The following is a 13,459-nucleotide window of genomic DNA, read 5'->3' as shown; positions in this document are numbered from 1 at the left end:
TTATTTCAATAGAAATTGTCTTTTTTCACTTATCTAGAAACTTTATGTCCCGGACTCTTTGGATTTATTTATTTGTTTTTAAAAGATCTCGAATTTCTGTAAGTAATACCGTATTTGTATCAATTTCTTCTTCTGGTTCTTCTTTTCTCATAATTGTATTGGCAATCTTAACAAAGATAAATAATGCAAAAGCAACAATAATAAAATCAATAATTGACTGAATGAAAAGACCATACTTAATGCCCCAAAGTTGCCAATCTTTAGCAAAATCTACCGAACCGAACAGTTTACCAATCAATGGCATGATAATATAAGTTACTAAGGATGATACAATTTTATTAAATGCTGCTCCTATAACTACAGCAATTGCTAAATCTAAAACATTTCCTTTAAATGCAAACTCTTTAAATTCTTTTAGCATAGTAATCTCCTATTTATTTAATTTTTATATAATATATCATACAAAACATAAATAAATTAGTAAATATTAAAATTAATGAAATTTGATTAAGATTAAAACGTTTGTTATTATATTAAAGTGGTTTACCGAAAAATTAATTAATTATTTTTATAATTAATTGTGTATTTTTCATTTTGAAAAAATTTAATATTACGATGAAGGGAGTTATATTAGTTATGAATTCTTCTTCTGAATCAAGTAAGAAAGGAAAGAAATTTTCGCCGGTATTTATTTATAGTGCGATTATCGTAGCGATTATTGTATTAATTGGGGCAATTGTACCGGAACAATTCGATTCAATTACTAGTTCAATAAGTGGATGGATTACTGATAAACTTGGTTGGTATTATTTAATACTTACAACTATTATTGTTTTCTTCTGTGTCTTTTTGATTTTCAGTCCAATTGGGAAATTAAAACTTGGCAAACCTGATGATAAACCAGAGTTTAATACGATTTCATGGTTTGCCATGCTATTTAGTGCAGGTATGGGTATTGGTTTAGTATTCTATGGTGCAGCAGAACCTATGTCACACTTCGCAGCACCACCAACTGCTAGTCCAAAAACGACAGAAGCCTTTACTGAATCACTTCGTTCTACTTTCTTCCATTGGGGATTTCATGCTTGGGCAGTTTATGGTGTCGTAGCTCTTGCCTTAGCATACGCTCAATTTAGAAAAGATGAACCAGGACTTGTTTCTAGAACATTACGCCCATTGCTTGGAGATAAAGTAGAAGGACCTATTGGTACGATTATTGATGTACTTTCAGTATTCGCTACAGTAGTAGGGGTAGCTGTATCATTAGGTATGGGTGCATTACAAATTAACGGTGGTTTAAATTACTTATTTGGCGTCCCAAATAATGTATGGGTTCAATCACTTATTATTGTTGTTGTTACAATTTTATTTATTATTAGTGCTTGGTCTGGTCTAAGTAAAGGAATTCAATATTTAAGTAATGCCAATATTGGTTTAGGTACAATATTAATGATTGTTGCTTTAATTGTTGGACCGACTGTATTAATTTTGAACATGTTTACAAGTTCAATTGGTAGTTTGTTCAATACATTCTTATTCAACAGTTTTGATACAGCAGCATTAAATTCTCAAAAAAGAGAATGGATGTCTTCTTGGACACTATATTATTGGGGCTGGTGGTTAAGCTGGAGCCCATTCGTAGGTGTATTTATTGCGCGTGTGTCTAAAGGACGTTCAATTCGTGAATTTATTTCAGGTGTATTACTTGTTCCAGCTCTAATAAGTTTCTTATGGTTCAGTGTATTTGGCGTATTAGGTATTGAAATGGGTAAAAAACATTCTGAGCTATTCAAGATGTCAGCAGAAACACAACTCTTTGGCGTATTTAATCATTTACCTTTAGGAATGGTTTTATCACTTGTTGCACTTGTATTAATCGGTTCATTCTTTATTACATCAGCCGATTCAGCAACATTTGTATTAGGTATGCAAACAACATATGGCTCATTAGAACCATCTAACGTGGTAAAAGTAACATGGGGTATTGCACAATCTCTTATTGCCTTCATCTTACTCTTAGCAGGTGGTGGAGATGGCGCAGAAGCATTAGGCGCACTACAAAGTGCTGCAATTATTAGTGCATTACCATTCTCCTTTGTGGTCATACTAATGATGATTAGTTTCTATAAAGATGCTAACCAAGAACGCAAATTCTTAGGATTAACATTACAGCCTAATAAACATAGACTAAAAGAATATATTGAATATCAACAAAAAGACTATGAATCTGATATATTAGAAAAACGTCAAAATCGACGTAATGCAGAGAAAGCAGAACAATAATTAAAAAAAACGCCTAAGACAACTTATTTGTCTTAGGCGTTTTTTAATATGGTTAGATCGAAATATAAAGACTTTCAAAAGAAAATCCACATCCAATATATGTTGATATTGGAGCCAAAAATTCAAAATGAATTTCTATTCTACTTTCCTTTTTATTTCATTTAGCTTATTGAAAAAAATTCTCATTTAATAAAAAATACTTATAGTTTAAATGTACTATGATAAGTATTTCTTATATTAACTGATTATAAAACCAAAATTCAAATCACTCAAATTCTAGTGATATATAGTTGTTTTAAAAAACATATAATTATACAATTTAATTAAAGAAGTATAATTATGAATTTTTAATATTCAAGGGGGATAATCAAATGGCTTCTAACATTAAAGAACAAGCAAAAAAATCATTTGAAGTTCGAGGTAAATCATATACATATTATGATTTAAAAAGTCTTGAAGAACAAGGTTTAACTAAAATTAGTAAGTTACCTTATTCTATTCGTGTTCTACTAGAATCAGTATTAAGACAAGAAGATGACTTTGTTATTACAGATGATCATATTAAAGCATTAGCCCATTTTGGTAAAGAAGGTAATGAAGGAGAAGTACCTTTCAAACCTTCTCGCGTAATCTTACAAGATTTTACAGGGGTGCCTGCGGTTGTCGACTTAGCTTCATTACGTAAAGCTATGAATGATGTAGGTGGAGATATTAATAAAATTAATCCAGAAGTACCGGTTGATTTAGTCATCGATCACTCTGTACAAGTAGATAGCTATGCAAACCCACGTGCGTTAGAACGCAATATGAAATTAGAATTTGAAAGAAACTATGAACGTTATCAATTTTTAAACTGGGCTACAAAAGCATTTAATAATTATAATGCTGTACCGCCTGCAACAGGTATCGTACACCAAGTTAACTTAGAATATTTAGCTAAGGTAGTTCATGTAAGAGACGTGGACGGTGAACAAACTGCTTTCCCAGATACACTTGTTGGTACAGATTCACATACTACTATGATAAATGGTATTGGTGTATTAGGCTGGGGTGTTGGTGGTATTGAAGCTGAAGCAGGTATGCTTGGTCAACCATCATATTTCCCAATTCCTGAAGTGATTGGAGTACGCTTAACTAATTCATTACCTCAAGGATCAACTGCCACTGACTTAGCATTACGAGTAACTCAAGAGCTACGTAAAAAAGGTGTAGTTGGTAAATTTATAGAATTCTTTGGTCCTGGTGTTGCCGATTTACCATTAGCTGATCGAGCGACTATTGCTAACATGGCGCCTGAATATGGTGCAACATGTGGTTTCTTCCCAGTTGATGAAGAGTCACTTAAATATATGAAATTAACTGGTCGCTCTGAAGAGCATGTTGAGTTAGTTAAAGCTTATTTACAACAAAACAATATGTTCTTTACATCAGATAAGGAAGATCCACAATATACAGATGTAATTAATTTAGATTTATCGACAGTTGAAGCTTCACTATCTGGTCCTAAACGTCCTCAAGATTTAATTTTCTTAAGTGATATGAAAAAAGAATTCGAAAAATCTGTAACAGCTCCTGCTGGAAATCAAGGTCATGGTTTGGATCAAAGCGAATTTGATAAATCAGCCCATATTCAATTTAACGATGGCTCTGAAACAACTATGAAAACAGGAGACATTGCAATTGCAGCGATTACTTCATGTACAAACACATCAAATCCTTACGTTATGTTAGGTGCTGGTTTAGTTGCGAAAAAAGCAGTTGAAAAAGGATTAAAAGTGCCTGAATATGTTAAAACATCACTAGCACCAGGTTCAAAAGTAGTGACAGGTTACTTACGTGATTCGGGATTACAAAAATATCTTGATGATTTAGGATTTAATCTAGTAGGTTATGGATGTACAACTTGTATTGGTAACTCTGGACCGCTATTGCCAGAAATTGAAAAAGCTATTGCTAAAGAAGATTTATTAGTTACTTCTGTATTATCTGGTAACCGTAACTTTGAAGGTCGAATTCATCCATTAGTAAAAGCGAACTATCTTGCTTCACCTCAATTAGTCGTTGCGTATGCTTTAGCTGGTACAGTTGATATTGATTTACAAAATGAACCACTTGGTAAAGCTAAAGATGGTCAAGATGTATACTTAAATGATATTTGGCCTTCAATTAAAGAAGTTGCTGATACAGTAGATAGTGTTGTAACACCTGAATTATTTAAAGAAGAATATAAAAATGTATACAACAATAATGAAATGTGGAATGAGATTGATGTTACTGACTCTCCATTATATGACTTCGATCCTAATTCAACATATATTCAAAATCCAACATTCTTCCAAGGTTTATCAAAAAAACCAGGTACCATTGAACCATTAAAAGATTTACGTGTAATGGGTAAATTTGGTGACTCAGTTACAACTGACCACATTTCTCCAGCAGGTGCTATTGGTAAAGATACACCAGCAGGTAAATACTTATTAAATCATGACGTACCTATTCGTGATTTTAACTCATATGGTTCTCGTCGTGGTAACCATGAAGTTATGGTGCGTGGTACATTTGCGAATATTAGAATTAAAAACCAATTAGCACCAGGTACAGAAGGTGGCTTTACAACATATTGGCCAACTGATGAAATTATGCCAATTTATGATGCTGCAATGAAATATAAAGAAGATGGCACTGGCTTAGCAGTATTAGCAGGCAACGATTATGGTATGGGATCTTCACGTGACTGGGCTGCTAAAGGTACTAATTTATTAGGCGTTAAAACTGTAATAGCACAAAGTTATGAACGTATTCACCGTTCTAACTTAGTTATGATGGGTGTATTACCATTACAATTTAAAGATGGAGAATCAGCTGATTCACTTGGTCTAAATGGTAGAGAAGAGATTTCTGTAGATATTAACGAAGATGTACAACCACATGATATTATTAAAGTTCATGCAAAAAAAGAAAGTGGAGAAGTGGTTGATTTTGATGTCATTGTTCGTTTCGATTCACAAGTTGAAATCGACTATTATCGTCACGGTGGCATTCTACAAATGGTATTAAGAAATAAACTTGCTCAATAATACAATTATTCGAAAAAATATTTAAAATTTGAATGTATTTTGAATCCTTAGATGGCAATCTCATCTAAGGATTTTTTCTTCATTTGTGTCATTGAGCTATTTCAATAGTAGAAGTAGTAAATGGGGAATTCTATAGCAAGTAACTTTTTTATGTTAATATTGAAAGTGAACTTAATTGGAAAGAGGTACATAAATATGATTTATAGTATGACTGAAATTGAAGCGAGATACCAAGAGACAGATAAAATGGGAGTAATTTATCATGGGAATTATGCTACATGGTTTGAAGTTGCTCGTACTGATTATATTCGTAAATTAGGTTTTAGTTATGCAGATATGGAAAAAGAAGGAATTATCTCACCCGTCGTGGATTTACAAGTTCAATATAAGAAATCCATTTTTTATCCTGAAAAAGTTAAAGTGAAAACATGGGTAGAACATTATTCAAGATTGCGTTCAACGTACTGTTATGAAGTATATAATGAAAAAGGTGAATTAGCTACTACAGGGTCCACGCAGCTATTATGTATTAAAGCAAGTGATTTCAGACCAATTCGTTTAGATCGTTATTTTCCAGAATGGCATCAGGTATATAGTAAAGTCGAAGCATTGAATAACGAAGGTAAGGAATTAGAAATCACACAACGCAGCGATTTGAATATATAAATATAAGACCATAAATATCTGTAAATATTAGATACTTATGGTCTTTTTTTAATTAGTTGTAGAATAAACAATTTCGTCTTCATGGTCTACTTTTTCAACTAGAACTTCATGATCTTCAAAATACCATAAGTCATCTTCTGAAACTACAATAATTAAATCATTATAGTTTTCATGATAACCTATCTCAACGTCATTGCTCGGTTCCACACGAAATGCTGGGCTAAAACCTTGTTTAAGTTGAAATTCTCCACCATACCTCACATAAAATTGTAAGACTTTATTCTCTTCAGGTAAATCTAATTCATTTTTAAACCATTCAACTGCTTCATCAGTCAATTTGATTTTCATTATATGACCCATCCTTTATATTAATTATTATTATATTTATAATGTAATAATTGCTTGAACTAAAACATATTGTTCTCACTATTAAACATGAACTGCTTATCATATTTAATTAATAGAACTAAATCCGAATCTTCACATTTGGTGCAAGAAACATCCATTTTACATCCATTTGATTTTTGGCTCTTCACCTTTAAAAATTCTAACAATATTAGAACGGTGTCTAAAAATTAAAATGATTGATACAAAAGCACTCATTCCAAATAATATGTAATCATGAATAACTAATGAACCTATCACACAGCTGATTGCCGCAATAATACTAGATAATGACACATACTTTGTTAAATATAAAATTCCAAAGAATATGACTGCTAAGATTAAAAGTAAGATTGGATTAACTCCTAACACAACTCCGGCACTTGTGGCTACAGCTTTACCCCCTTTAAATTTAAGATAAATAGGGTAAACATGACCAATTATTGCAAAAATACCGACAATTAATCCATGTGTGAAGAATGTACTAATTGGTCCATGCGCATGCACTGGGAGCCATAATGGGAAAAATACAGTAATGAATCCTTTAAATATATCTAAAAAAGTAACGATAAATCCAGCTGGTTTTCCTAAAACTCTAAAACTATTTGTGGCACCGGTATTACCGCTTCCAAATTCTCTAATATCTTTTTTTAAAAAAACTTTTCCTATAACATAACCATTTGGAATAGCTCCAATGAGATAGCTTAAAATCAACATGAGAACTATCATCATCATTTGTTTACACATCCCTTATATAATGTAGGTATATTTTATCACAAAGTATTCCTGACAACGATTAAAAATTGAAAAAACGTCTTATATATTAAGTTAAATACGTATCTTATATAACTCATACTTGCATTTTAATGCGTTTTATATAAGAATAACTATTGTAAAGTTAAAAAAACGAACGTACGTTTGTAGGAGGCGAACGCATTGGCAACAAAAATGACAAATCATTATTCAGATGATTCGATTCAAGTATTAGAAGGACTTGAAGCAGTTAGAAAACGTCCAGGAATGTATATTGGGTCGACTGATAAACGTGGATTACACCATTTAGTATATGAAATTGTCGATAACTCCGTCGATGAAGTTTTAAATGGTTATGGTAATGAAATTGATGTAACAATCAATGAAGATAATAGTATTTCAGTGGAAGATAATGGAAGAGGTATGCCAACTGGTATGCATGCGTCTGGTAAACCTACTGTAGAAGTTATTTTTACTGTATTACATGCTGGAGGTAAATTTGGACAAGGGGGATATAAAACTTCTGGAGGACTTCATGGTGTTGGTGCTTCCGTAGTTAATGCTTTAAGTGAATGGCTAGAAGTTGAAATTCATCGAGATGGACAAATTTATAAGCAATCTTTTAAAGACGGTGGTATTCCAACTTCTGGTTTAATGAAAGCGGGAAAAACTAAGAAAACAGGTACAAAAGTTACATTTAAACCAGACTCAAGTATTTTTAAAGCAACAACGTCATTTAATTTTGATACATTAAGTGAGCGCTTACAAGAATCTGCATTCTTATTAAAAAACTTAAAAATTACTTTGAAAGATCTACGTGATGGAAAAGAACGTGAAGATGTTTATCATTACGAAGAAGGTATTAAAGAATTTGTAAGTTATATCAATGAAGGTAAAGAAGTATTACATGATGTTACGACGTTTACAGGTGCTGCAAATGGAATCGAAGTAGATGTTGCTTTTCAATATAATGATCAATATTCTGAAAGTATATTAAGTTTTGTTAATAATGTACGTACAAAAGATGGCGGAACTCATGAAGTAGGATTTAAAACAGCAATGACACGCGTATTTAATGACTATGCACGTCGTATCAATGAACTTAAAGATAAAGATAAAAACTTAGATGGTAATGATATTAGAGAAGGATTAACAGCAGTGATTTCTGTACGTATTCCAGAAGAATTACTGCAATTTGAGGGACAAACTAAATCTAAGCTTGGTACATCTGAAGCGCGTAGTGCAGTAGATTCTGTTGTTTCTGAAAAATTACCTTATTACTTAGAGGAAAAAGGGCAATTATCTAAATCACTTGTGAAGAAAGCTATTAAAGCGCAACAGGCAAGAGAAGCGGCTCGTAAGGCACGGGAAGATGCACGTTCTGGTAAGAAAAACAAACGTAAAGATACATTATTATCAGGAAAGTTAACGCCTGCTCAAAGTAAGAATACTGAGAAAAATGAATTATATCTTGTCGAAGGTGATTCAGCAGGGGGATCAGCTAAACTTGGGAGAGACAGAAAATTCCAGGCTATTTTACCTTTACGAGGTAAAGTGATTAATACTGAAAAAGCAAAACTTGAAGATATTTTCAAAAATGAAGAAATCAATACAATTATTCATACCATTGGTGCTGGTGTTGGTAATGATTTTAAATTAGAAGATAGTAATTATAATAGAGTTATTATTATGACTGACGCTGATACAGATGGCGCCCATATTCAAGTGTTATTATTAACATTTTTCTTCAAATATATGAGACCTCTTGTTCAAGCAGGTCGTGTTTTTATTGCATTACCTCCGTTATATAAATTAGAAAAAGGTAAAGGGAAATCTAAAAAAGTAGAATATGCTTGGACAGATGATGAATTGGAAAAACTTCAAAAACAATTAGGTAAAGGTTTTATTTTACAACGCTATAAAGGTTTAGGTGAAATGAATCCTGAACAATTGTGGGAAACTACAATGAATCCTGAGACAAGAACGTTGATTAGAGTTCAAATCGATGATGAAGTACGTTCTTCTAAACGTGTAACAACATTAATGGGAGATAAAGTTGCACCAAGACGTGAATGGATTGAAAATCATGTTGAATTTGGCATGCAAGAAGATCAAAGTATTTTAGATAATACAGAAGTTCAAATACTAGATACTGAAGAAGATGATGAGGAGGAAGTCAATTGAGTGAGATAATTCAAGACCTATCACTTGAAGATGTTATTGGCGATCGCTTTGGAAGATATAGTAAATATATTATTCAAGAACGTGCGTTACCAGATGTGCGTGATGGTTTAAAACCTGTACAACGTAGAATTTTATTTGCTATGTATAGCAGTGGCAATACGTATGATAAAAATTTCCGTAAAAGTGCGAAAACAGTTGGGGATGTTATTGGTCAATATCATCCACATGGTGATTCTTCAGTTTATGATGCAATGGTACGTTTAAGCCAAGATTGGAAGTTGCGTCATGTATTAATCGAAATGCATGGAAATAATGGTAGTATTGATAATGATCCACCTGCTGCGATGCGTTATACAGAAGCGAAATTAAGTCAACTTTCTGAAGAGTTGGTTCGTGACATTAATAAAGAAACAGTGTCCTTTGTACCAAACTATGATGACACAACACTTGAACCTATGGTGTTACCAGCAAGATTTCCAAATTTACTAGTAAACGGTTCGACTGGTATTTCGGCAGGATATGCTACTGATATTCCTCCACATAATTTAGATGAAGTAATTCAAGCAACATTAAAATATATTGATCATCCTAATATTTCAGTAAATCAATTAATGAAATATATTAAAGGTCCTGATTTTCCAACGGGCGGTATTATTCAAGGCATTGATGGTATAAAGAAAGCCTATGAAACAGGAAAAGGAAAAATTGTTGTTCGTTCAAAAGTAGAGGAAGAAGCGTTAAGAAATGGACGTAAACAATTAATTGTGACAGAAATTCCTTATGAAGTGAATAAAAATTCACTTGTGAAACGTATTGATGAGCTTCGTGCTGATAAAAAAGTAGATGGTATTATTGAAGTACGTGATGAAACAGATCGTACAGGTTTAAGAATTGCTATTGAATTAAAAAAAGATGTTAATTCAGAGTCTATTAAAAACTATTTATATAAAAACTCTGATTTGCAAATTACTTATAATTTCAATATGGTCGCTATTAGTGATGGACGTCCAAAATTAATGGGTCTACGTGAAATTATTGACAGCTATTTAAACCATCAAATTGAAGTTGTAGCTAATCGTACCACATATGACTTAAATCATGCTGAAAAGCGTATGCATATTGTAGAAGGTCTTATGAAAGCTTTATCTATATTAGATGAAGTGATCGCGCTAATTCGTCATTCTAAAAATAAAAAAGATGCAAAAGATAATTTAGTAAAAGAATTTGACTTTACTGAAGCACAAGCAGAAGCCATTGTAATGCTTCAATTATATCGTTTAACTAATACTGATATTGTTGCACTTGAAGAAGAACATGAAGAATTACAAACATTAATAGAAGAGTACCGAAATATTCTTGATAATCATGACGCATTATTAAATGTTATTAAAAAAGAGCTTACAGAGATTCGAAAACGTTTTAAAACATCACGTTTATCTTCAATTGAAGCGGAAATATCAGAAATTAAAATTGATAAAGAAGTTATTGTACCAAGTGAAGAAGTTGTTTTAAGTATGACTAGACATGGATATATAAAACGTACGTCTACACGTAGCTTTAATGCAAGTGGTGTGACAGAAGTAGGTTTAAAAGAGGGAGATAGTTTACTCAAATACCAAACTGTAAATACTCAAGATACAGCTTTAGTATTTACGAATAAAGGAAGATATCTCTTTATTCCAATTCATAAAATTGCAGATGTGCGATGGAAAGAGTTAGGTCAGCATGTATCGCAAATTGTGTCTTTAGAAGAAAACGAGAGAATTATAGATGTATTTAACGAAAAAACATTTGATGGTAAAGCTTTTTATATTATTGCAACTCGTAATGGCATGATTAAAAAAAGTAATCAATCATTATTTAAAACCACGCGATTTAATAAGCCACTCATTGCAACAAAGTTAAAAAATGAAGATGAAGTGGTAAATGTACTTCGCATAACTCAAGAACAAATGATTACTGTTATTACACATAAAGGCATGTCATTAACGTATTCTACAGAAGAACTTTCAGATACAGGATTAAGAGCGGCTGGTGTGAAATCTATCAATTTAAAAGATGAAGATTACGTTATTATGACTGATACTGTTGATAAGAATAATTCAATCATTATGGCTACGCAAAGAGGAGCAATAAAACGTATTGCTAAAGATATATTACAAGATGCCAAACGCGCACAAAGAGGTATTACACTTTTAAAAGAATTGAAAAAAAATCCTCATCGTATTGTAGCTGCACATGTTGTCAGAGATGAAACATACTATACACTTTATTCAGATAAACATGCTGAAACAGGTGAAATTTCTCGTATTCATCTTTCTGAACAATATACAAATGGTTCATTTGTGGTTGATACAAATGAATTTGGAAATGTAAAATCAATGATAATAAATTAATATGATTTTAAAATTTTTGTTTTCAAGTAATTCATAAGATGATAAAATTAATTTAATATTTAATTATTTATAACTCACAAGAGATTTATATTGTTGGTAAGTATATCAAAGTGATTACATGAGAAATATGTACATTTTGATCTTTAATACCACAATATAAATCTCTTGTAATGTATATCATAACAATAATTTTGATGAGAGGGATTTAATTGAGAGATTTTGATAGTTTAATACCTGATTGGTTTAAATCCGTCGTCCAAGTTGGAAATGATTTAATCTGGTCACAGTATTTAATAGGTTTACTATTGACAGTAGGTATCTTCTTTACTATTAGTTCTAAATTTGTTCAGCTACGAATGCTACCTGAAATGTTTAAGGCATTAGTCGAAAAACCAGAAACTCTGAAAAATGGAGAGAAAGGTATTTCACCTTTTCAAGCATTTGCTATTAGTGCAGGTTCTCGTGTTGGAACAGGAAATATTGCTGGTGTAGCAACAGCGATTGTGTTAGGTGGCCCTGGGGCAGTTTTTTGGATGTGGATTATCGCATTTATCGGAGCTGCGAGTGCATTTATAGAAGCAACACTTGCACAAGTTTACAAAGTTCATGATAAAGATGGTGGCTTCCGAGGAGGTCCAGCTTATTACATAACCAAAGGTTTAAATCAAAAATGGCTTGGTATTACATTTGCTGTGTTAATTACTGTTACATTTGCATTTGTATTTAACACAGTTCAATCGAATACTATTGCTGAATCTTTAAGAACCCAATATCATATTAGTCCAGTCATTACTGGTATTATTTTGGCTGTCATTACAGCAATCATTATCTTCGGCGGTGTACGTAGTATTGCAACGTTATCATCTTTAATTGTTCCAATAATGGCTATCGTTTATGTTGGTATTGTTTTAGTTATCTTACTAATGAATTTTGATCAAATTATTCCAATGATTGGTACAATTATTAAAAGTGCATTCGGAATGGAACAAGTCGCAGGTGGCGCAGTAGGTACAGCGATTTTACAAGGTGTAAAACGTGGCTTATTCTCTAACGAAGCAGGTATGGGTTCAGCCCCCAATGCGGCTGCTACTGCTGCTGTACCACATCCAGTAAAACAGGGATTACTTCAATCTTTAGGTGTCTTCTTCGATACAATGCTTGTTTGTACAGCAACAGCTATTATGATTTTACTTTACTCAGGCTTAAAATTTGGTGAAAAAGCGCCACAAGGTGTAGAAGTTACACAATCTGCATTGAATGAACATCTTGGTTCTCCGGGCGGTATTTTCTTAACTGTCGCGATTACTCTATTTGCATTTTCTTCTGTAGTTGGTAATTACTATTACGGACAATCTAATATAGAATTTCTATCTAAAAACAAAGCAATTTTATTTATTTTTAGATGCTTAGTTGTTGTATTAGTATTTACAGGAGCAGTTGTTAAAACTGAAACCGTATGGAGTACAGCGGACTTATTTATGGGATTAATGGCCATTGTAAACCTTGTTTCCATTATAGGTCTTTCAAATATTGCATTTGCTGTTATGAAAGATTACATTCAACAAAAACGTGCTGGTTTAAAACCTGTATTTAAACCAGAAAACCTTGAGATTAATTTATTTGGTATTGAATCTTGGGGACATGAAGATAAAATATCTAAAAAACATTAATAATTTAAATCAACACTTCTTTTCTCCATCTTTTAGAGTAATGCGA

Annotated in this window: 9 protein-coding genes; 6 read left to right on the top strand and 3 right to left on the bottom strand. The window is 32.2% G+C overall.

Translation table 11 applies throughout. From position 1 onward, the window contains the following. Positions 1-64: 64 nt before the first annotated feature. Positions 65-421 carry a large conductance mechanosensitive channel protein MscL gene (gene mscL / locus HMPREF2881_RS06295; protein WP_002455375.1) on the bottom strand — a complete coding sequence of 119 codons (357 nt, stop codon included), beginning with the start codon at positions 419-421 and terminating at the stop codon, positions 65-67. A gap of 215 nt (positions 422-636) precedes the next feature. Between mscL and HMPREF2881_RS06290 the strand changes: the two genes are divergently transcribed. From HMPREF2881_RS06290 to menI, 3 genes are all read left to right on the top strand, one after another. Beyond that, positions 637-2,283 (top strand): glycine betaine uptake BCCT transporter, encoded by a 1,647-nt coding sequence (locus HMPREF2881_RS06290; protein ID WP_002449918.1) that lies wholly within the window; start codon positions 637-639, stop codon positions 2,281-2,283. Between the two features lie 371 nt (positions 2,284-2,654). After that, positions 2,655-5,360 carry an aconitate hydratase AcnA gene (acnA, locus tag HMPREF2881_RS06285; RefSeq protein WP_002449723.1) on the top strand — a complete coding sequence of 902 codons (2,706 nt, stop codon included), beginning with the start codon at positions 2,655-2,657 and terminating at the stop codon, positions 5,358-5,360. Between the two features lie 195 nt (positions 5,361-5,555). Then, complete coding sequence (gene menI / locus HMPREF2881_RS06280; RefSeq protein ID WP_002449842.1) at positions 5,556-6,026, top strand: 1,4-dihydroxy-2-naphthoyl-CoA hydrolase MenI; 471 nt, start codon at positions 5,556-5,558, stop codon at positions 6,024-6,026. Between the two features lie 48 nt (positions 6,027-6,074). Here the strand turns inward: menI and HMPREF2881_RS06275 are convergent, their stop codons facing one another. After that, positions 6,075-6,374, bottom strand: coding sequence for a HesB/YadR/YfhF family protein (locus HMPREF2881_RS06275; protein ID WP_002449780.1), 300 nt, complete (start codon positions 6,372-6,374; stop codon positions 6,075-6,077). A gap of 159 nt (positions 6,375-6,533) precedes the next feature. Continuing rightward, positions 6,534-7,142, bottom strand: a complete 609-nt coding sequence (gene plsY / locus HMPREF2881_RS06270; protein ID WP_037555986.1) for a glycerol-3-phosphate 1-O-acyltransferase PlsY — start codon at positions 7,140-7,142, stop codon at positions 6,534-6,536. A gap of 216 nt (positions 7,143-7,358) precedes the next feature. Here plsY and parE point away from each other — a divergent pair, with 216 nt between their 5' ends. The 3 genes from parE to HMPREF2881_RS06255 all read left to right on the top strand — a co-directional run bounded on the left by parE (position 7,359) and on the right by HMPREF2881_RS06255 (position 13,413). Beyond that, the gene (gene parE / locus HMPREF2881_RS06265) at positions 7,359-9,347 is read left to right on the top strand and encodes a DNA topoisomerase IV subunit B (protein ID WP_002455371.1); all 1,989 of its coding nucleotides are present in this window, start codon (positions 7,359-7,361) and stop codon (positions 9,345-9,347) included. Then, positions 9,344-11,743, top strand: coding sequence for a DNA topoisomerase IV subunit A (gene parC / locus HMPREF2881_RS06260; protein ID WP_002449738.1), 2,400 nt, complete (start codon positions 9,344-9,346; stop codon positions 11,741-11,743). Before parE ends, parC begins: the two co-directional genes overlap by 4 nt. Before the next feature lie 209 nt (positions 11,744-11,952). Then, a complete protein-coding gene (locus HMPREF2881_RS06255; RefSeq protein WP_002488512.1) occupies positions 11,953-13,413 on the top strand; it encodes a glutamine transporter AlsT in 1,461 nt (486 codons plus the stop codon). Positions 13,414-13,459: the final 46 nt, after the last annotated feature.

This window comes from Staphylococcus sp. HMSC057A08, assembly GCF_001812925.1.
GTDB classification, from domain to species: domain Bacteria; phylum Bacillota; class Bacilli; order Staphylococcales; family Staphylococcaceae; genus Staphylococcus; species Staphylococcus hominis.
The sequence above is the reverse complement of the archived record's forward strand: the minus strand, read 5'-3'. Positions and strand labels throughout refer to the sequence as shown.